Source organism: Kineosporia sp. R_H_3 (assembly GCF_002198675.1).
In the GTDB taxonomy this organism is placed as follows: domain Bacteria; phylum Actinomycetota; class Actinomycetes; order Actinomycetales; family Kineosporiaceae; genus R-H-3.
Genome location: NZ_MWLL01000089.1, coordinates 12,816 through 32,122 on the forward strand (window position 1 = coordinate 12,816; position 19,307 = coordinate 32,122).

Annotated in this window: 19 protein-coding genes and 1 tRNA gene; 6 read left to right on the forward strand and 14 right to left on the reverse strand. The window is 74.3% G+C overall.

Features of this window, described 5'->3' with window-relative positions; genetic code table 11:
• Positions 1–37: 37 nt before the first annotated feature.
• A complete protein-coding gene (gene recQ / locus ECOMGDLI_RS07255; RefSeq protein ID WP_088315570.1) occupies positions 38–1,888 on the reverse strand; it encodes a DNA helicase RecQ in 1,851 nt (616 codons plus the stop codon).
• A gap of 114 nt (positions 1,889–2,002) precedes the next feature.
• On the opposite strand from recQ, the gene ECOMGDLI_RS07260 reads away from it, so the two are divergent.
• Positions 2,003–2,076 (forward strand) — tRNA-Met (locus ECOMGDLI_RS07260).
• Between the two features lie 123 nt (positions 2,077–2,199).
• Here ECOMGDLI_RS07260 and ECOMGDLI_RS07265 read toward each other — a convergent pair.
• Entirely contained in the window at positions 2,200–3,093 is an 894-nt protein-coding gene (locus ECOMGDLI_RS07265; protein ID WP_088315573.1) for a universal stress protein, read from the reverse strand.
• Between the two features lie 230 nt (positions 3,094–3,323).
• Between ECOMGDLI_RS07265 and ECOMGDLI_RS07270 the strand changes: the two genes are divergently transcribed.
• Together ECOMGDLI_RS07270 and pdxY are read left to right on the forward strand one after the other, a co-directional pair.
• Positions 3,324–4,715, forward strand: coding sequence for an APC family permease (locus ECOMGDLI_RS07270; protein WP_088315575.1), 1,392 nt, complete (start codon positions 3,324–3,326; stop codon positions 4,713–4,715).
• A 56-nt stretch (positions 4,716–4,771) separates the two neighbouring features.
• Positions 4,772–5,623: a pyridoxal kinase PdxY gene (pdxY, locus tag ECOMGDLI_RS07275; RefSeq protein ID WP_088315578.1), complete on the forward strand. Its 852-nt coding sequence runs from the start codon at positions 4,772–4,774 to the stop codon at positions 5,621–5,623.
• Positions 5,624–5,642: 19 nt separating this feature from the next.
• On the opposite strand, the gene ECOMGDLI_RS07280 is transcribed toward pdxY, so the two are convergent.
• The 5 genes from ECOMGDLI_RS07280 to ECOMGDLI_RS07310 all read right to left on the reverse strand — a co-directional run bounded on the left by ECOMGDLI_RS07280 (position 5,643) and on the right by ECOMGDLI_RS07310 (position 10,247).
• Positions 5,643–6,350: a class II aldolase/adducin family protein gene (locus ECOMGDLI_RS07280; protein ID WP_088315580.1), complete on the reverse strand. Its 708-nt coding sequence runs from the start codon at positions 6,348–6,350 to the stop codon at positions 5,643–5,645.
• The gene (locus tag ECOMGDLI_RS07285) at positions 6,343–7,272 is read right to left on the reverse strand and encodes an LLM class flavin-dependent oxidoreductase (protein WP_088315582.1); all 930 of its coding nucleotides are present in this window, start codon (positions 7,270–7,272) and stop codon (positions 6,343–6,345) included. Before ECOMGDLI_RS07285 ends, ECOMGDLI_RS07280 begins: the two co-directional genes overlap by 8 nt.
• A gap of 88 nt (positions 7,273–7,360) precedes the next feature.
• Positions 7,361–8,131 carry an IclR family transcriptional regulator gene (locus tag ECOMGDLI_RS33690; protein WP_158220924.1) on the reverse strand — a complete coding sequence of 257 codons (771 nt, stop codon included), beginning with the start codon at positions 8,129–8,131 and terminating at the stop codon, positions 7,361–7,363.
• Positions 8,128–9,186, reverse strand: a complete 1,059-nt coding sequence (locus ECOMGDLI_RS07305; RefSeq protein ID WP_088315587.1) for a homogentisate 1,2-dioxygenase — start codon at positions 9,184–9,186, stop codon at positions 8,128–8,130. The genes ECOMGDLI_RS33690 and ECOMGDLI_RS07305 overlap by 4 nt, the downstream gene beginning before the upstream one ends.
• 59 nt (positions 9,187–9,245) lie before the next feature.
• The gene (locus ECOMGDLI_RS07310; RefSeq protein WP_143447557.1) at positions 9,246–10,247 is read right to left on the reverse strand and encodes a 3-keto-5-aminohexanoate cleavage protein; all 1,002 of its coding nucleotides are present in this window, start codon (positions 10,245–10,247) and stop codon (positions 9,246–9,248) included.
• Between the two features lie 285 nt (positions 10,248–10,532).
• On the opposite strand from ECOMGDLI_RS07310, the gene ECOMGDLI_RS07315 reads away from it, so the two are divergent.
• Both ECOMGDLI_RS07315 and ECOMGDLI_RS07320 read left to right on the forward strand, forming a co-directional pair.
• Positions 10,533–10,901 carry a nuclear transport factor 2 family protein gene (locus ECOMGDLI_RS07315; protein ID WP_158220925.1) on the forward strand — a complete coding sequence of 123 codons (369 nt, stop codon included), beginning with the start codon at positions 10,533–10,535 and terminating at the stop codon, positions 10,899–10,901.
• A complete protein-coding gene (locus tag ECOMGDLI_RS07320; RefSeq protein ID WP_088315593.1) occupies positions 10,898–11,275 on the forward strand; it encodes a nuclear transport factor 2 family protein in 378 nt (125 codons plus the stop codon). Before ECOMGDLI_RS07315 ends, ECOMGDLI_RS07320 begins: the two co-directional genes overlap by 4 nt.
• A gap of 42 nt (positions 11,276–11,317) precedes the next feature.
• On the opposite strand, the gene ECOMGDLI_RS07325 is transcribed toward ECOMGDLI_RS07320, so the two are convergent.
• From ECOMGDLI_RS07325 to ECOMGDLI_RS07345, 5 genes are all read right to left on the reverse strand, one after another.
• Positions 11,318–12,130: an IclR family transcriptional regulator gene (locus tag ECOMGDLI_RS07325; RefSeq protein WP_088315595.1), complete on the reverse strand. Its 813-nt coding sequence runs from the start codon at positions 12,128–12,130 to the stop codon at positions 11,318–11,320.
• A gap of 44 nt (positions 12,131–12,174) precedes the next feature.
• The gene (locus ECOMGDLI_RS07330) at positions 12,175–12,483 is read right to left on the reverse strand and encodes a hypothetical protein (protein ID WP_143447558.1); all 309 of its coding nucleotides are present in this window, start codon (positions 12,481–12,483) and stop codon (positions 12,175–12,177) included.
• Positions 12,484–12,677: 194 nt separating this feature from the next.
• Positions 12,678–14,180, reverse strand: coding sequence for an aminotransferase class I/II-fold pyridoxal phosphate-dependent enzyme (locus ECOMGDLI_RS07335; RefSeq protein ID WP_088315599.1), 1,503 nt, complete (start codon positions 14,178–14,180; stop codon positions 12,678–12,680).
• A gap of 33 nt (positions 14,181–14,213) precedes the next feature.
• Positions 14,214–15,395 carry an FAD-binding oxidoreductase gene (locus ECOMGDLI_RS07340; protein ID WP_088315601.1) on the reverse strand — a complete coding sequence of 394 codons (1,182 nt, stop codon included), beginning with the start codon at positions 15,393–15,395 and terminating at the stop codon, positions 14,214–14,216.
• The gene (locus ECOMGDLI_RS07345; protein WP_088315642.1) at positions 15,392–16,897 is read right to left on the reverse strand and encodes an aldehyde dehydrogenase family protein; all 1,506 of its coding nucleotides are present in this window, start codon (positions 16,895–16,897) and stop codon (positions 15,392–15,394) included. The genes ECOMGDLI_RS07340 and ECOMGDLI_RS07345 overlap by 4 nt, the downstream gene beginning before the upstream one ends.
• Before the next feature lie 103 nt (positions 16,898–17,000).
• Here ECOMGDLI_RS07345 and ECOMGDLI_RS07350 point away from each other — a divergent pair, with 103 nt between their 5' ends.
• Entirely contained in the window at positions 17,001–17,909 is a 909-nt protein-coding gene (locus ECOMGDLI_RS07350) for a LysR family transcriptional regulator (protein WP_088315603.1), read from the forward strand.
• A gap of 21 nt (positions 17,910–17,930) precedes the next feature.
• On the opposite strand, the gene ECOMGDLI_RS07355 is transcribed toward ECOMGDLI_RS07350, so the two are convergent.
• Together ECOMGDLI_RS07355 and ECOMGDLI_RS07360 are read right to left on the reverse strand one after the other, a co-directional pair.
• Positions 17,931–18,962, reverse strand: a complete 1,032-nt coding sequence (locus ECOMGDLI_RS07355) for an LLM class flavin-dependent oxidoreductase (RefSeq protein WP_088315605.1) — start codon at positions 18,960–18,962, stop codon at positions 17,931–17,933.
• Positions 18,959–19,300 carry a TIGR04076 family protein gene (locus tag ECOMGDLI_RS07360; protein ID WP_088315607.1) on the reverse strand — a complete coding sequence of 114 codons (342 nt, stop codon included), beginning with the start codon at positions 19,298–19,300 and terminating at the stop codon, positions 18,959–18,961. The genes ECOMGDLI_RS07355 and ECOMGDLI_RS07360 overlap by 4 nt, the downstream gene beginning before the upstream one ends.
• Positions 19,301–19,307: the final 7 nt, after the last annotated feature.

Here is a 19,307-nt window from a genome sequence, read left to right on the forward strand (position 1 = left end):
GGGCACCGACCCGCGGCGGTTGCGGGATCTGCGCGGATCAGCCCTGCTCCGCGAGCACCTCGAGGATCCCGCTGCCGTAGCGCTCGAGCTTCGTCTCGCCGACGCCGCCGACCCGGCCCAGCGCCGCGAGGTCGGCCGGGGCGTCGGTGGCGATCTGGCGCAGCGTCGCGTCGTGGAAGATCACGTAGGCGGGCACGCCCTGCTCCTTCGCGGTCGCCGCGCGCCAGGCTCGCAGCCGTTCGAAGACGGGCTGGGCGGCGGCGGGGAGCTCGGCGGCCGCGGCCGCCGTCCGCCCCCGGGACGAGCGGCCGGCGGAGGATCCCTTGGCCGGCGTCGGGTCGACGCGCAGGGTCACCTCGCGGCGGCGGCCGAGGACGTCGGCGCTCGCCTCGGTGAGCGAGAGCGTGCCGTGGTTGCCCTCGACCGCGAGCAGCCCCTGGGCGAGCAGTTGGCGGACGACGGCCCGCCACTGCGCCTCGGCGAGGTCGGTACCGATCCCGAAGACGGTGAGCTCGTCGTGGCGGTGCTGGCGGACCTTGTCCGTGGTGCGCCCGAGGAGGATGTCGATGCTCTGCCCGGCGCCGAAGCGCTGGTTGCGCTCGTTCGCGAGCCGGTAGACGGTCGACAGCAGCTTCTGCGCGGGGATCGTCGCGTCCCACGTCTTCGGCGGCACGAGGCAGGTGTCGCAGTTGCCGCACGGGCCGTCCGCGGTCTGCCCGAAGTAGGCCAGGAGCTGGCTGCGGCGGCACTCGACGGTCTCGCAGAGGGCGAGCATCGCGTCGAGGTGCGCGCTCTGGGCGCGCCGGTGCGCGAGGTCGCCCTGCGAGCTGTCGATGAGCTTGCGCTGCTGGACGACGTCCGCGAGACCGTAGGCGAGCCAGGCGGTCGCGGGCAGCCCGTCGCGGCCGGCCCGGCCGGTCTCCTGGTAGTAGCCCTCGACGGACTTGGGCAGGTCGAGGTGGGCGACGAACCGGACGTCGGGCTTGTCGATGCCCATCCCGAAGGCGATCGTCGCGACCATGACGAGGCCGTCCTCGCGGAGGAACCGGCTCTGGTTGTGCGCACGCACGCCCGCGTCGAGGCCCGCGTGGTACGGCAGCGCGGGGATGCCCTGCGCCTCGAGGAAGGTCGCGACCGCCTCGACGGACGCCCGCGACAGGCAGTAGACGATCCCGGCGTCACCGGCGTGCTCGGTGCGCAGCAGGTCGAGGAGCTGGGCGCGCGGCTCGGCCTTGGGGACGATCCGGTACTGGATGTTCGGTCGGTCGAAGTCGGCGACGAAGTGCCGCGCGTCGGTGAGCGACAGGTTCGTCGCGATCTCGCGCCGGGTGGCGGCGGTCGCGGTCGCGGTGAGCGCGATCCGGGGGACCGCCGGCCACCGCTCCTTGAGCATCGTCAGCATGAGGTAGTCGGGCCGGAAGTCGTGGCCCCACTGCGCGACGCAGTGCGCCTCGTCGATGGCGAACAGCGCGATCCGGCCCCGGTCGAGCAGCCGCGTCGTCCACTCGCTGCGCAGCGCCTCGGGCGCGAGGTAGAGCAGGTCGAGCTCGCCGTCGACGAACGCGGCCTCGACCGCCCGCCGGGTCTCGAGGTCCTGCGTCGAGTTGAGGAACCCGGCCCGGACGCCGAGGGCGGTGAGCGCGTCGACCTGGTCCTGCATGAGCGCGATGAGCGGCGAGATGACGACGCCGGTCCCCGGCCGGACGAGGGCGGGGATCTGGTAGCACAGCGACTTGCCGCCGCCGGTCGGCATGAGCACGAGGGCGTCGCCGCCCGCGGTGACGTGGTCGACGATCGCCTGCTGGTCGCCGCGGAACGCGTCGTACCCGAAGACGCGCTTGAGCGCGTCGAGAGCATCGGACGGCGTCGCGAGGCCGGGGGCGGTCACCCGCAGGAGTGTAGGTGGCGGCTGCGACACGAGGGCCCTCGAGCGGTCGCCTGTGGACGACGCCCGCGCCGATTTGGTCCCCGGCCGCCGCTGCCGTACGGTTGGGACTACCGACGCGGGGTGGAGCAGCTCGGTAGCTCGCTGGGCTCATAACCCAGAGGTCGCAGGTTCAAATCCTGCCCCCGCTACGAAATGGTGAAGGCCCCGGATCCCGCACTTGGATCCGGGGCCTTCACCATTTCGTATCTGTCGGCCAGGAGGATCTGGGAGGAGCGAGCGCAGCGAGCGACGGTTCCTGCCCCCGCTCCCACCTACGGCGCGAACGACCCCGCAGGCGGCTCGTACTCCCTCGGCACGACGACCATCGGGACCGGCAGCGCGCGGAGCATCTTGCTCGCCGAGGCCCCGATGAAGAGCCGGCGCGGGCCGGCGAGCCGGCTGGACCCGACGAGGACGATCTCGCCGGGGGAGAAGTCGAGGGCCTGCACGCAGTCCTCGAGGGAGTGCCCGTGGCCGACGACGGTCGTCACCTCGCTGCGGCCCTGCAGCGCCGCGTTCGCCTTCTCGGCGAGCCGGTCGGCGTGGGCCCGGGCGGCGGCCACGCGTGCGTCGCCGTCCTCGCCGGGGCCGTCGCCCAGGGCGACGAGCGACATGAGCCGCAGCGGGACGCCCCGCCGTCCGGCCGAGTCGATCGCGACGGTCACCAGGGCGTCGGCGCCCTCCCTGGTGCCGGTGGCGCACGTGATGCGGGTGATCGCCGGGTGGCCCTCGTAGCCGGCCGGGGCGAGTGCGACGGGCACCGGGGAGGAGTGCAGGAGGGCGCCGGCGACGCTGCCGACGGTGAAGCGGCCGAGCAGCCCGCGCTGGGCGGCCCCGATGACGACGAGGCCGGCCTCGTCGCCTGCGGCCGGGTCGGTCGCCGCGTGGATCAGGCCCTCGGTGACCGACTCGCCGTGCACGAGTCGCGCGGTGGCGGTCACGCCGTCCGGGACGTGCGTCATCGCAGCGTCGAGCCACTCCTTGCCCTGCTTCTCGACCTGGGAGAAGTAGGCGTGGTCCGGTGAGTACATGTCGAAGGTGACGGTCTCGACCGGGGTGACGACGACGATGTCGAGCGTCGCCGTCCCGGCCGCGGCGAGCGTCGCCGCCAGGGTCACCGCGTCGACGCCGTGCTGGTTGGGCACGTACCCCACGACGTATCGCACGCTGGCTCCTTGCGCCGAGGTCGACGACACGGGTCCCGACGCCGACGGGCGGACGGGATCACGCGCCTGAGATCCGTCAGCGTAGGCCGCGGGACCGACGCTGCACCAGGGACGACCCGGCCGGACGACGACCGTGCCCCTCCGGGGTCTGCCGTCGGGCGGACCCTGGCTGTTATGTTGCCCAGGCTCCGACTGGGGCGATCAAGCGGCCGACCCGGAAGGGGGCTGTCATGTCGCAGGACGTGACCGCGTCGCACGGCTCCGCGAACCTGTCCCGGTCGCTCGGGCTCTGGGCCATCGTCGCGCTCGGCCTGGGCTACATGACGCCGACGGTCATCTTCGACACCTTCGGCATCGTCTCCGAGGAGACGAAGGGGCTCGTCCCGACCGCCTACCTCCTGGCGCTGGTGGCCATGGTGTTCACGGCGATCAGCTACGGCCGGATGACGCGCGTCTTCCCGTCGGCCGGCTCCGCCTACACCTACACCTCCGAGACGATGAGCCCGAACGTCGGCTTCCTCATCGGGTGGGCCTCGCTCCTGGACTACCTGCTGCTGCCCCTGGTCAACGCGTTGATCATCCGCAGCTACCTCGAGTCGTTCTTCCCCAGTGTCCCGCCGTGGATCTGGGTCGTCGTCTACGTCGCCGTCATCACCGTGATGGTGGCGGGCAGCATGTCGAACACGTCGAGGGTCAACGCCCTCCTCGTGGTCTTCGAGGTCGTCCTCATCGCCGTCTTCCTGTTCCTCGCCGGCCGCGCGCTGCTCGACGGCGAGGGCAACGGCACGCTCCTGTCGACGTCCCCGGTCTGGAACGACGAGGGCCAGCTGGGCCTGCTCATCACCGGCGCGACGATCGTCTGCTTCTCGTTCATCGGCTTCGACGCGATCACCATGTACACCGAGGAGGCGAAGGACGCGAGCACGGTGCCGAAGGCGATCGTCCTGGCGCTGCTCATCGGTGGCGCGATCTTCTTCGTCGCCGCGTGGTTCACCCAGTCGCTGTTCCCGACGCTCGAAGGCTTCAGCCAGGACGCCCTGGAGAACAGCGCCCTCCCCGAGATCGCCTTCAAGGTCGGCGGGGACCTGTTCAAGATCCTGCTCACCTCGGCGGCGTTCGCCGCGACCATGGCGTCCAGCCTGGCCTCGCACGCCTCGGTCGCCCGCCTCCTCTACGTCATGGGGCGCAACGGCAAGGGCCCCGTCTCGAAGTTCTTCGGGTCGGTGCACCCGACGTTCCTCACGCCCGCGAACGCGATCGCGTTCGTCGGCGTCGTGTCGCTGCTGGCGATCCCGTTCAACCTCGACTTCGTCGCCTCGCTCATCAACTTCGGCGCGCTCATCGCGTTCACGTTCGTCAACCTCACGGTGATCGTGTACTTCGCCTACCGCAAGAAGCTCACGCGGGGCGCGGACCAGATCGTCCGCAACATCGTGCTGCCCCTGCTCGGGGTGGCCGCCACGCTCGTCCTGTGGGCGAACCTGTCGCCCGAGTCGCGCAACTACGGCCTGATCTGGTTCGGCGTCGGCATCGTCGTCCTGCTGGGCATGACCCGGTTCCTCCGCCGGCCGCTGACGCTGCGGCTGGAGGAGGAGGGGATCATCCAGGTCGGCGACGACTGACGGCGGCACGGGGCGCCGGTGCGACGGCGGCGCCCCGGCCCTGGCAGGCTCTGGTCGTGCCCTCCGTGCTCTCGATCCAGTCCCACGTCGCCTACGGTCACGCCGGCAACTCCTCCGCGGTCTTCACCCTGCAGCGCCTCGGCATCGAGGTCTGGCCGGTGCACACCGTCCAGTTCTCCAACCACACCGGCTACGGCGCGTGGACGGGCCGGGTGTTCGACGGCCAGTTCGTCGACGAAGTCGTCGAGGGCATCGCGGACCGCGGCGTGCTGCCGGGCTGCGACGCGGTCCTGTCGGGCTACCTCGGGTCGCCGGACATCGGCCACGCGGTGGTCGCCGCGGTCGCCCGGGTGCGGGCCGCGAACCCTGCCGCCCGGTACTGCTGCGACCCGGTCATCGGGGACGTCGGGCGCGGCGTCTTCGTCCGGCCCGGCGTCCCGGAGTTCATCCGCGACGTCGCACTGCCGGCGGCGGACCTGGTGACCCCCAACCACTTCGAGCTCGACCTGCTCTCGGGCCGGACGACGCGGACGACGGCCGAGGTCAAGGACGCCGTCGCGGCGGTGCAGGCGATCGGCCCTGCCACGGTGCTCACGACGTCGCTCGTCACCGAGGACACCCCCGACGACGCGGTCGACCTGCTCGCCTCCGAGGGCGGCCGGCACTTCCGGGTGCGGACGCCGCGGCTCGGCCTGTCGGTCAACGGCGCCGGGGACGCCGTGGCCGCGCTCTTCCTCGCCCACCACCTGCGGACCGGGTCGGCGGAGCAGGCGGTCGCGGCCGCCGCGGCCTCGGTGTGGGGGCTGCTCGCCCGCACCGAGGCGGCCGGCTCCCGCGAGATCCTCCTCGTGGCCGCCCAGGACGAGCTCGTCGCGCCGTCCCGGACGTTCGCCGCCGAGGAGATCTGACCCGTCGTCGCGGCGGCCGTCACCGGGCCGGCAGCTGCCGGACGAGGTAGTCCCACGCCTGGTGGAGGGCCTGGTCGGTGTAGATCCGGTCCCGCTTGCGGACCGACTCCTCGGCTCCGGTCCACGACGGCCGGCCGCCGGCGCCGACGGTGAGCAGCTGCTGCTCGCAGGCCCGCTCGAGCAGGACCGCCGTGACGACCGCCGTCGCCAGGTCCGGGCCGACGCAGACCACGCCGTGGTTGACGAGGAAGAGCGCGTTGCGGTCGCCGAGCGCCTCGGCGACCGCCCGGCCGAGCCCCGGCGTCACGATGAGGTCCGTCGTCCGGGTGAACCGCGGCAGCGGCTCGGGCCCGAACAGGTTGGCCTCGTGGCTCACCGGCCGCAGCGGCTGGTCCGTCGCGGCCAGCGCGATCGCGTGGCGCGGGTGGATGTGGACGACGGCCCCGACGTCCGGCCGGGCGAGCAGCACCTCGGTGTGGATCGGGTACTCGGCGTGCCGCTGGCCGTCGCCGGCCGCGACCTCGCCGTCCGCGGTCACGAGGTGGACCCGGCCGGCGTCGATCTCCTCCAGGCCCCAGCCGGCCGCCTTGAGCCAGGCGCCGCGCCCGCCCGGGTCCCGGACGGACGCGTGACCCCAGATGAGGTCGCTCGCGCCGTGCGCCGCCAGCACCCGGCAACCGGTCGCGACGAGCTCGCGCAGGTCGTCAGGGTCTGCGGTCTCAGGCACGGGCGGCCGCCCCGAGCCGGGGGAGCACCGTCTCGCCGACCAGCCGGACGTCGTCCAGCAGCGACTGCGTGAAGAGGACGGCGCTGACGTGCCGGACGCCGGCCTCCTGCCAACGCCCGAGCTGGGCGGCCCAGTCGTCCGGCGTGCCGACGAGGCACGACTGCTCGAGGGCGGCGAGCGGCGCTCCGAGCATCCCCTGCAGCGCGCCGTCCGCGACCTGCCGGGCCAGCGCGCCGTCCTCGGCGATCGCGCCGAAGACGTAGACGGCGGGGGTGATCGCGTCCGGGTCCCGGCCGCAGTCCTCGGCCGTGCGCCGGACGACGTCGAACTGCGCGGGGTAGGAGTCAGGCGTGACGAACGTCGGGATCCAGGCGTCGCCGAGCCGGCCGGCGCGGCGCTGGGCCGCCTCCGAGCCGCCGGCGATCCACACCGGGATGTGCCGCGACGGCTTGGGGTGCAGCGTGATGTCGTCGCAGCGGTAGTGGACGCCCTCGTGCGTGACCTCCTCCTCGCCCCAGAGCCGCCGCCATAGGTGCAGGTACTCGTCGGTCACCGCGCCGCGGACTGCGGTGTCGATGCCGGCGATGGCGAACTCCTTGGGCTCGATCCCGCTGACCCCGACGCCCACCGTGAGCCGACCCCCGCTGAGGTACTCGACCGAGGCGAGCGCGTGGGCGGTGTTCACGGGGTTGCGCCGGGACGCGACGAGCGAGACCGGGCCGATCGTGACGTTCCTCGTCAGGACGGCGAGGGCGCTGAGGACGGTGAGCGCGTCGAGGAAGGCCGGCTGCGCGGACAGCGTCCGGTCCGGGGCCCAGATGTGCGAGAACCCGGCGGTGTCGGCGTAGGCGAGCGTCGGTGCCAGGGTCTGCGCGTCGGGGGTCGGGGGGAGAGCGAGGCCGAGCTCGAACGGACCGGACATGGGGGCTCCTCGGGGGCGTGACGGAGGGACACCGCGACGCGGACGGCGTGCGGCGCGGACGGTGCGGACGGCGCGGACGTGCTGTCGGCTAGAGGGAGCTCCCGATCGCCGCCGCCGTGGCCCGCGCGGCCTCGGCGAGGTCGGCGACGGTCCTGCCGGTGAGCCGGGTGGTGGGTGCGGCGATCGAGATCGCGGCCCGGGCACGGCCCTCCGGGTCGCGGACGGCGACGCCCACCGAGCCGACGTCGTGCTCGCTCTCCTGGTCGCTGCGGGCGTACCCGCGGTGCCGGACGGCGGCCAGGTCCCGCAGCAGCTCGGTCACGGTCCGGCAGGTCGCCGGACCGACGAGCTCGAGCCGTCCCCGCGGGTAGAGCGCGCGCACCTCGAGATCGGTGATCGTGGCGAGCAGCGCCTTCCCGACGGAGGTCGCGTGCGCGGGCATGGTGCGCCCGATCCGCGACGCGACCCGGAGCGGGCGGGTGCTCTCGAAGGACTCGAGGAAGAGGATCTCGGTCCCGGTCCGGACGGCGAGGTGGACCGTCTCGTCGGTGTCCGCGTGCAGCGACTGCAGGTGCGGCACCGCCACCGCGCGCAGCTCGTCACCGACGCCGGCGCTGAGCCGCAGGAGGCCGCCGCCGGGCCGGTAGCGCCCGTCCGTGGACCGCTGCACGAGGGAACGGCGTTCCAGGGTGGCCAGCAGCCGGTAGGCCACCGTCCGGTGGATGCCCAGCGCCGCCGCGATCTCCGAGACGGTCAGCCCGCCGCCGACGGCCGCGAGCAGCTCGAGGACGGCCAGACCACGGTCCAGCGTCTGTGCGATCTGGCTGTCCCCGGGCCCGGCGCTCCCGGCCCGGCTCACTCCCGCCCCGGGCCGGCCGCGCCGTCGTGCAGCCCGAACTGGCCGGTCTCCATCGGCTCCGCGGCGGCCAGGCCCGCGGGGGCGAGCCGCAGGGTGCCCCGGGACTCGAGCAGCCAGGCGAGGTAGCCCTCGGGGACGTGCTCGAGTGGCCCCCAGTGCGCGACCCCCTTGGGGACCCAGGCGAGGGTCGCCGGGTCCTTCACCGCGCCGTAGGCGCCCGGGCCGCGGACGTAGAAGATCAGCTCGTCGTAGTCCGCGTTGTGGTGCTGCGGCGGGCGGGCCGCCGGCGGCCGCGAGCTCAGGGTGTAGAGCATGAGGTCGGTCGTGGGGGTCTGCGCGAACTGACCGGGCGGACCTCCCGTGGCGTAGGTCAGCGGGGCGATGGCCGCCAGGTTGAGCTGCCACACGGGCGCCAGCCCGTCGACGACGGCGTTGCACAGCAACGGGTCGTGCGGTGCGACGAAGACCGTCACGCCGTCGAAGGACTTGACCCAGATCTCGGTCTCGCCGTCCTCGCCGCCGGGGCTGACGACGGGCCGCTTGACGTCGCGGCCGAAGTTCACCATGCCGAAGGGAGCCGGCGGGTTGAGGTTGAGCTGCTCCGGGGTCTCGACGACGAACCGCAGGCTCTCGGTGTTGTCGGGCGACGGCGTCACGCGGTAGGTGACGGTGCGCCCGATCGCCACGAAGTCCCCGGGGCCGGCCGTGAGGACGCCGAAGTCGGTCACGTACTCGAACGTGCCCTCCTGCACGAAGTGCAGCTCGTCGCACTCGGTGTTGCGGAAGGCGTAGGGCATCGGTGCGCCGCGGCGTGACACGCTGAGGACGACGTCGTTGCGGGTCCGGGCGAAGACCGTGGGCAGCGCCCTCGCGTCGGTCGCGTCCTCGCACTCGACCCGGTCGAGCGCGACGCGGCTCGGCGCGTGCGGTCCGGTGACCGACGTGTACTCGAACACGGTGTGGGGGCGGATGGCGACCGCCATCTGCCCGACGAACCCGTCCCGGGTGTAGAGGTGCAGCCCGGGCGGCGGGCCGTGGTGTCCTGCCTCAGCCATGAGATCTCCTCGTCGAGTCCTGACCGGATGGATGTGGAGCCGTTGCGTACTGAGGGGGATCAGCGGGCGGGCAGCCCGATCATCTCCCGGTACTGGGCCGGGGTCGCCACCGTCCGGCCCAGGGCGGTGGCCGTCTGGACGACCCGCGCGACCATCTCGCGGTTGCCCTCGACGAGGTCGTCCTTGTGCGGGTAGCGGTACACGGTGTCCTCGGTGCCCACGCGGACGTGCAGCCCGAGGAGCAGTCCCGCGGTCGCCAGGTAGTGTCCGGCCCGACCTGCGGCGCAGACGGTGACGAAGCCGTCGGGGTCGATCTCCCGGATCCGCTCGACGACCTGCATGAGCTCGGTGAGCATCGCCCGCGGGTGCGCCAGGTACGTCGCGAGCCGGTCGGTCGCGTCGTCGTACTGGTAGCCGATGAGGATCAGCCAGCAGGCCGGCTGCGGGGCGAGGCCGGCGCTGAGGATGTAGCGGTTCGCCAGGTCGACCTCGGCGGTGGAGTGGATCGAGAAGAACAGCCGCGCGCCCCGCTGGGCGACGACCTTGGCCACGGCCTCCATCCACGGGCGCGGGAAGTTCGGCGCCATCGGGACGGTCTCGGCGAGGCCGGCCGTCAGCGGGTGCACGTTCTCCGCGAAGGTGTCTCCGCGCAGCACGTTCGCGTCGAAGACGCAGTCGAGGTCGGTCGCGGAGCGGATCGCCGGGATGAGCCGGTCGTAGGCCTCGGGGACGCTGAGCCCGGACTGCTGGATCGCGGGGATGCCGCCGAAGTCGATGTGCACCCCGCAGGCGCCCTCCTCGAGGACGTCGACCGCGGCGGCACGGAACCCGTCGAAGTCGAGCGGGAAGCTCGCCGGCGCACCGGTCGAGGCCTCCCGCGCCACCCGGCCGGAGACGGCGGTCGTGATCGCGACCAGGTCGGGGATGTCCCACGGGGGCTGCACGTCCGGCGACGGGGGCAGGTCGAGCTCGCGGGCACCGCGCGCCGCGAGCAGCGTGGCCCGGGACGGCAGGCTCTCCCACGGCTGGGACAGGTCGAGGGACGGCAGGTCCTGGGTCACGGGGGCGCTCCTTGCTGCGTTCCGTCGGCACCGCCGGTGGCTGGGCGGCGGCTGGTGGACGGCAGGGAACGTACGAAGGCGGTCCGGGCGGGTCAATATCGCCCTGCACGTGCGATATCCGCACTTCTCCGGGGTCGTCGCAGGTCAGCGCGCCCGCCATGGCGGCGTGTCCGGTCGACGGATCCCCGCAGAAGTTCTGTCATGCAGAACTACCGTTGCGCGCCCGGCGCCGCGCGCCGTCTCCTTGCGCCGGTCGCCCGACCAGCACACGACGAAGGAGTCCTGATGAGTGATTGGGTGCGTGCCGTCTACGACGACGCCGACAGCCTCGACGCCGCCGCGTTCGCCGCGCGCTTCGCGCCGGACGCCTCGTTCGCGATGGGGAACAACCCGCCGTTGACGGGGCCCGCCGAGATCGAGGCCGGGCTCAAGGGCTTCTTCGGCCTCATCGCGGGGATGCGGCACGACTTCAGCCACCGGTACACCGTCGGGTCGGTCGAGGTCATGGAGGCCGCGGTCACGTACACCCGGCTCGACGGGTCGACCGTCACCGTCCCGGGGGCCTCCGTCACCGAGCGCTCCGGTGACGTCATCACCGCGATGCGCGCCTACATCGACGTCGCGCCGCTGTTCGCGGGTGGCGGTGCCGCGTGACCGCCGACGCCCGGCAGTGGCTGGCCGGCTTCACGGCGGCCGTCGACAGCCGCGACCTCGACCGGCTGGTGTCGTTCTTCACCCCGGACGCCGAGTTCACCTACGGCAACAACCCCGCCATGGTCGGGCACGACGGCATCCGGGCCGGGATCGGTGCCTTCTTCGCCGGGATCAGCGCGATCAGTCACGAGGTGGTCGGCAGCCACAGCCCCGACCCGTCGGTCGTCGTCGCCGAGTTCCGGACGACGTACACCCGCCTGGACGGTGTCCCGGTCACCCTGCCCGGCGCCGGGGTCCTCGAGCTCGACGGCGACCGGATCAGGCTCTACCGCGTCTACGCGGACGTCGCCCCGGTCTTCGCGCCCGCGGCCTGAGCGCTCCGGCGTCCCCGTTCTCCTGCAACGGCTCCCGGGACGTCACGGGCGGTCCGCCACTGGCGGACGCCGGGCACGCGCGGGGGCGGGCCGGGCCGGCGGCGGGCCCGGCGGCCGGCGCAGGTCCTGCTCGATGCGCTGCCGGCAGACCTGGAGGTCCGGCAGCAGGGTGAGGATCTGCGACCGCCGCAGGCGCACGGTGGGTGCGCTCACCGCGACCGCCGCGCGGGGGAGCGGGTCGTCCGTCGTCAGGGCGACACTGATCGCCGTGAGCCCCGACTCCGTCGCCTCGTAGTTGAGGCCGTAGCCGGCCTTGCGCGTGGTGGCCAGCTGCGACAGCAGGTGCGTCATCTCCGCGGAGCCGGGGTGCAGCGCCGGGTGCAGCCGCTCCACGTCGCGGGCGGGCAGCCGGGCGAGGATCGCCAGGCCGCCCGGGGTCACGCAGGCCGGCAGTCGCACCCCCTCGCGGCTGCCGACCCGCAGCGCCTGGCTGCTCTCGACGCTGCGGGCGAAGCGGACGTCGGCGCCGTCCAGGACCATGAGGTGCACGGTCTCGCCGACCTTCGCGCACAACGCCTCCAGGTGCGGCAGTGCGCGGTCGACGAGGAGCCCGGCCGCGTCGGCCGACGCCCTCGGTGCCGTCAGTGCGGGCCCGGCGACGTACGACCTGTCGGGTGCCCGCACGACGAACCCGCGGTACGCGAGCATGGCGAGCAGCCGATGGGCCGTCGACTTCGCGACGCCGAGGTCCCGTGCGGCCTCGCCGACCCGCACGACCCCGTCCCGCATGACCGTCTGCAGCAGCACCAGCGCGTTGTCGACCGACTCGATCGCGTACCGGGGCGAGTTCTGCACGGCAGAACTCTAGGTCGTCGCCCGTGGAGAGCGACGGCTCGCGCTCAGGAGACCGCGGCCAGCCCGAACGTCACCCGGGACGCCGAGACGGCCTCGGGCAGCGAGGCGTGCCAGCGCCACGCCCGGGGCACGAGCACGGCCTCGGCGGGGACCAGGGCGCGGTCCGGCAGCACGACGTGCACGAGCAGGTCGGGCGCGGGCAGCTCGGCCGCCACGGCGCGCAGCACGCTCGCGACCGTGGCCGCGGGCAGGTCGGACAGGTCCAGGACGAGCGGACGGCGATCGCCGCGCTGCGCGGCGCCGCCCGGGCCGGCCGCCCGGCTCGTCAGGGCGGCCACCTCGTCGACGGACATGGTGGCGGCGCGGATCACTGCGGTACAAAGACTGAACGGCACGTTCTCTCGGACCTTCCCCGTGGTGAGCCGGCGCCCCGGTACGGCGTCCGGCTCGTGGACCATTCAACCGACACATGACCGGCCGGGCGTCCCGGTTGCAGTGGCACGACCTGAACGACCGACGGCGGTACCGGCCGAACGACGGGTGGCGATCAGGGCCGGGCGGCGCGGTCGTCCGCCGCGAGCAGCGCCGACAGCCGGCCCACCGTCCCGTCGAGGTCCGCGGTCGTCGTCCTCGGGTTGATCGTGCACAGCCGCAGCACGGTGCGGCCGCCGAGGACGGTGCTGCTCACGGCCGCCCAGCCGGAGGCCGTGAGGGCCGCGGCCGCGCGGCGGTGCGCGTCGTCGTCCCGGGCCGGCGCGGCGAACGTGACCACACCGAGGCTCGCGCCGGTGACGACCTCGAGCGCCGGGTCGGCCTCGACGAGGGCCTGCGCGTACTCGGCGAGCCCGATGCCGCGGTCGACGGCGGCGGCGACCCGGTCGGCGCCGTACGTGCGGAACGTCAGCCACAGCTTGAAGGCCCGCCCGCGCCGGGTCAGCTCGAGGCTGCGGTTGTGCAGGTCGACCCGGCCCTGGTCGCCGCCCTGGCCGCCACCCTGGCCGCCACCCTGGACGTCGGCGAGGTACTCGGGGTGCATCGCGAACGCGGCCTCGAGCGCACCGGGCCGCCGGACGAGGACGCACGCGAGGTCGTACGGCTGGAAGAGCCACTTGTGCGGGTCGATGACGAGGCTGTCGGCCCGGTCGAGCCCGGCGAGCACCTGCCGTCCGCGGGGCGTGACCGCGGCCGGGCCGCCGTAGGCGCCGTCGACGTGCAGCCACAGGCCGTGCTCGGCGCACAGGTCCGCGAGCCCGTCGAGGTCGTCGACGCGGCCGGTGTTCGTCGTGCCGGCGGTCGCGACGACGACGGCCGGTCGGCGGCCGACGGCGAGATCGGCGAGGACGGCCCGCCGGACGGCGTCCGCGGTGAGCGCGTACCGGTCGCCGGTCGGCAGGACGCGGACGTCGTCCGGTGCCCACCCGGTCGAGAGCAGGCCGCGGGCGATCGAGGAGTGCGTCTGGTCCGACAGGTACACGACGCCCGTCGTCCCGTCGCGGCTCGTCCGGTGCCGGGCGGCGAGCAGCGCGGTGACGTTGGCCGTCGACCCGCCCGACTGCAGCACGCCCTCGGTGCCCGGCGGGAGCCCGAGGGCCTCCCGCAACCACTCGACGACGACGAGCTCGACGGTCGTCGGGCCGGCCCCGCCGCCCCAGCTCGACGCGATCGACTGCGTGCCGGTCGCGAGCCACTCGCCGAGCACGCCCGCGAACGAGGACGGCCCGGGGACGCGCGCGAAGTAGCGTGGGTGGTCGCCGTGCTGCTGGTGCGGGACGGCGGTCGCGGCGAGGGTGCGCAGGCCCGCGGCGAGGCCGCCGGCCGGGTGGCCGGTATCCCGGGGCAGCGGGCCGCCGAGCCCGGCCCGCAACGTGGCGGGGTCGCCGGCGAGCAGCGCGGGCCGCTCGCGCATCCCGGCGAGGTGGTCGACGACGAGGTCGACGACGAGATGCCCGAGCCGGCGCATCTCGTCGGGCGGCAGGTCGAGCAGGTCCGGCGGGACGTCGAGGGACCGCCGGGTGCCCTCGTCGAGGTCCGGCGCGCAGGTCTCGCGCATCAGCAGGTCTGACGCATCAGCAGGTCGGCCGCATCAGACGATGTTCCGCTCGGGCCGGCCGCCGCCCGCGACGGCGAACCGCTCGGCCGACATCGACGACACGTCGACGACCGGCTCCCGGCCGAGGTAGAGGTCCCGCACGACCTCACCGACGGCGGGCCCCTGGAGGAAGCCGTGCCCCGAGAAGCCGGTGGCGTAGAGCACCCTCGAGACCCCGGCCGCCTCGCCGATGAGCGCGTTGTGGTCGGGCGTCACCTCGTAGAGCCCGGCCCAGTGCTGCGCCATCCCGACCTCGCCGAGCGTCGGGCAGCGGCGCTCGACGGCGTCCATGAGGTCGGGCAGCCAGGCCTCGCTGTACCCCAGCTTCACACCGGGTTCCTCTGCGGCGTAGGACATCCCGAGCAGCACGGCCGGGCCCTCGCGGTGCAGGTAGAACGTCGACGTCGCGTCGATCGTCATCGGCATCGTCGGCGGCAGCAGCGCCTCGGTGGCCGCGTCGAGGGGTTCGGTGACGAGGATCTGACGGCGCAGCGGGGTGACCGGCAGGTGGACGCCGGCGGTCGCGGCGAGCGGCTGCGCCCAGGCGCCGGCGGCGACGACGACGGTCGACGTCGCGACGGTGCCTGCCGTCGTCCGCACGCCCGTGACGTCGCCGCCGGAGACCTCGATGCCCGTGACCTCGACGCCCGTGCGCACCGTCGCGCCGTGGCCCCGGGCGCCGGTGGCGTAGCCGAGGACGACGGACTCCGGCGAGCAGTAGCCGTCGCGGTGGTGGAACGTCGCCATGAGCACGTCGTCCGTGACGACCCCGGGCGAGAGCGCGGCGGCCTGCTCCGCGGTGAGCACCTGCGACGCGACGCCCATCCGGTTCTGCAGCGCGACGGACTCGGTGAAGACGGGGACGTCGTCCGGGTCGGTCACGAGGAACAGGTAGCCGGGCTGGTGCAGGTCGATCTCCTGGCCCGGCCGGACGGCGAACCGCTCGAAGGCGTCGAGGCCGCGGGCGCCGAGGGCGACGTTCACCGGGTCGGAGAACTGCGCCCGGACACCGCCCGCGCACCGCGAGGTCGACCCGGCCGCGAGCTGGTCGCGTTCGAGCAGCAGGACGTCGGTCACGCCCGCCTCGGCGAGGTGGAAGGCGATAGACGCCCCCATCACCCCGCCGCCGACGACGACGACCTCCGCCCGGTCGGGGACCGGCCGGGGGGTGGTCATCCGAAGCTCACGCCCTGCGCGAGCGGGAGCTCGGTGGAGTAGTTCACCGTGTTCGTCGCGCGGCGCATGTACGCGCGCCAGGCGTCGGAGCCGGACTCGCGGCCGCCGCCGGTCGTCTTCTCGCCGCCGAACGCGCCGCCGATCTCGGCGCCCGAGGTGCCGATGTTGACGTTGGCGATGCCGCAGTCCGAGCCGGCGGCGGAGAGGAACAGCTCCGCCTCGCGCTGGTCGAGGGTGAAGATGCTCGACGAGAGCCCCTGCGGGACGTCGTTGTGGAGCGCGATCGCCTCGTCGAGGGTCGTGTACGTCATGACGTAGAGCAGCGGCGCGAAGGTCTCGCGGCGGACGACGTCGGTCTGCGCGGGCATCCGCACGATCGCCGGCCGCACGTAGTAGGCGCCGTCGTCGCCCGGCTGCCGGTCGCCGCCGACGAGCAGGGTGCCGCCGTCGGCGACCGCCTCGGCGATCGCGGCCTGCATCTTCTCGAAGGCGGCCCGGTTGACGAGCGGCCCGACGAGGACGTCGGCGTCGGTCGGGTCGCCGATCCGCAGCTTCTCGTAGACCGGCACGAGCCGGCCGAGCAGGTCCTCGACGACCGACTCGTGGACGACGAGGCGCCGCATCGTCGTGCAGCGCTGCCCGGCGGTGCCGGCGGCGGCGAAGGTGATGCCGCGGACGGCGAGGTCGAGGTCGGCGGACGGCGCGACGACGGCCGCGTTGTTGCCGCCGAGCTCGAGCAGGGTCTCGCCGAACCGGGAGGCGACCCGGGGCGCGATCTCGCGGCCCATCCGCTCCGAGCCGGTGGCGCTGACGAGGGCGACGCGCGGGTCGTCGAGCAGCGCCGCGGCGTCGTCCCGCTCGGCGAGGACGAGGCGGTGGACGCCGTCCGGCGAGCCGGTCTCGGCGATCGCCCGGTCGAGGATCGCCGAGCAGGCGAGCGAGGTGAGGGGTGTGGTCTCCGACGGCTTCCACACGACGGTGTCGCCGCAGACGAGCGCGACCGCGGTGTTCCAGGCCCAGACCGCGGCCGGGAAGTTGAAGGCGGAGATGACGGCGACGACGCCGCGCGGGTGCCAGGTCTCGAAGAGCCGGTGCCCCGGGCGCTCCGACGGGAGCGTGCGGCCGGCCATGCTCCGCGACAGCCCGACGGCGTAGTCGCAGACGTCGATCATCTCCTGGATCTCGCCGAGGGCCTCGGAGCGGATCTTGCCGACCTCGAGGGTGACGAGCTCGGCGAGGTCGGCCTTGTGCTCCTCGAGGAGGCGGCCGAAGTGCTTGACGAGCGCGCCGCGGACCGGGGCGGGCGTCGTCCGCCAGGTGACGAAGGCGGCGCTCGCGTCGTCGATCGCCGTGACGACCGCTGCGGCGTCCGGCCGGCCGACCGTGGCGATGACGCCGCCGGTGATCGGGGACGTCACGGGGGAGGTCCCGGCGGGGACGGTGGCGCCGCAGGCGGCGAGGGCGCGGGCCGCGGAGGCGGCGAGGTCGGTCGTCGAGGGCATGGGGTCGAGCATGCCTGATCGGAAGGTTGAGGAAAAGCGAGACTTGCCCGAGGCTATGTCTAAGAGAACCTAAGAGATTGCCTCCGGCGGGGAAGGACGCGGCGTGCGGCTCAACCTCAACCACCTCGCGGCCCTGCGCGAGCTCGACCGGCTCGGCACGTTGTCCGCCGTCGCGCGCTCCCTCAGCTACACCTCGGGCGCGCTCTCGCAGCAGATGGACGCCCTCGAGCGGGCCGTCGGCGCCCCGGTGCTCGTGCGGGTCGGGCGCGGCGTCGTCCTCACCGACGTCGGGCGGGCCCTCGTCGACCATGCGGACGCCGTCCTCGGGGCGGAGGAGCGGGCCCGGCAGGCCGCCGCGGTCGCGTCGGGTCGGCCGGCCGCGCCGGTCACGCTCGGCACGTGGGGGAGCACGGCGGCCGCGCTCCTCGTCCCGCTGCTGCGGGTCGCCGCCGCCGAGCACCCGGGCCTGCGGGTCCGCACCCGCGAGGTCGACGTCAACACCGCCGCCGCGGCCGTGCGGCACCGCGAGGTCGACGTCGCCTTCGGCCTCGACTACCCGGACTGGCCGCTGCCGCGGGACAAGGACATCGAGCTCGTCCTGCTGCGGCGCGAGCGGTTCATGGTGGCCTCCGCCGCCTCGGACCCCGACCGGCTGCCGGCGCGCGCCGCGCTCGCCGACCTCGCCGGCCGGCCCTGGATCCTCCCGGTGCGGGAGACCGCGATGGGCCGGGCAGTGCTCTCCGCGTTCCGCCGGGCCGGTCTCGAGCCCGACGTCTCGCACGAGGTCAACGACACGGCGAGCTCGCTGCGGCTCGTCGAGCAGGGTCTCGGCCTCGCCCCGGTCACCGACCTCATGCTCCGGCTCGCCCCGCGGGCCCGGCTGCGGCTCACCGAACCCGTGGAGACGCTCGCCCGCGACCTCGTGCTCGTCGTCCCCGTCGACCGCGCCGGGCGGGCCGGGGTCGACGCGCTCGTCGAGGTCGTCCGCGCAGCGGTCCCCGCGGTCGGCTGAGGCGGGGCGGCCGCGGGGGCGCTACCGGCGCAGCAGCGGCAGCACCGCGCGGCCGAGCAGGTCGACCCCGCCGGCGTCCGTGAGCCCGTGCGGGGTGCCGAACTCGACGCGCCGGGCCCCGGCGTCGAGCACCGCCCGGGCCTGGGCGGCGACGTGCTCGGGGTCGCCGGAGAACGCGAAGAGGTCGAGGACGTCGTCCGGCACGAGCCGGCCCGCCGCGTCGTCCCGGCCGGCGGCGACCTCGGCGCGCACCCGGTCGAGCAGGTCCTGCGGGACGCCGGCCGTCGGGTCGAGGCCGGCGACGACGGCGAGGTACATCGCGACCTCGCGGCGGGCCCTCGCCCGGGCCGCGGCCGCGTCGGTGTCGACGACCGTCACGGCCCCGACGACGACCCCGACGTCGTCGGCGCTGCGCCCGGCGGGCAGCGCGCCGGCGCCGGTCCAACCGCGCATGACGTCGACCATCGCGGGGTTGGCGCTGCCCCCGACCTTGACCTCGTCGGCGACCTCACCGGCGAGCGCCGCCGTCCGCGGGCCCCACGTGCCGAGCAGCACGGGCGGCACCTGCGCGGGCAGGTCGTAGCGCAGCCGGGTGCCGGCGGCGAGGCGGAAGTGCTTGCCGGAGAACGGCTCCGGGTCACCCGTGAGCAGGGCCCGGACGACGCCCACGGCCTCGCGCAGGTGCCCGACCGGGGCCGGCTGGTCGATCCCGACCTGCCCCAGCCACGTCCCACGGGCCAGGCCCAGGTACGCGCGCCCGGAGCTCGCGGCGTCGAGGGCCGCGAGCTGCCCGGCGATCTCGTAGGGATGCATGGTGTAGGGGTTCCAGCAGGCGGCACCGAGCCGCACCCGGGACGTCGCGTGCGCCATCTCGAGCAGGGCGGGCAGCGGCGGCTGGTAGAGCAGGTCCGCGTAGACCGACAGGACGTCGAAGCCCGCCTCCTCGGCGGCGCGGGCGAGCCGGGCGTAGTCGCCCGGGCGCTTGTCCGACTGGATGCCGAGCCCGACCTCCTGCCGGACCGCCCGCCGCGGGCCCGTCGCCGGTGCGCTCACGTGAGGTCCGAGGTCCGCAGCCGGCTCGTGCCGGTCCGGGTGATGCGCATGACGAGCCGCTCGTCGGGGTCCGGGCAGGCGACGAGGCTGTCCTGCTCGAGCCAGTCCCCGGGCGGCAGCGACCGCTGCTTGGCGGGCAGCAGCGGCAGCACGGACGCGAGGGCGTAGAGGCAGAAGTGCTTGCCGGCCGGGAGCCGGACCTCGTTGCTGCGCACGACGTCGAAGTGGTCGCCGACCGCGAGGCCGCAGACCGGTCGGCCGTCGATCCGCTCGACGGTGACCCGCAGGTCGTGGAGCACGGTCTCGTCCGGTGCGGCCGGGGCGTCGTCGTCGCTCATGGTGCTC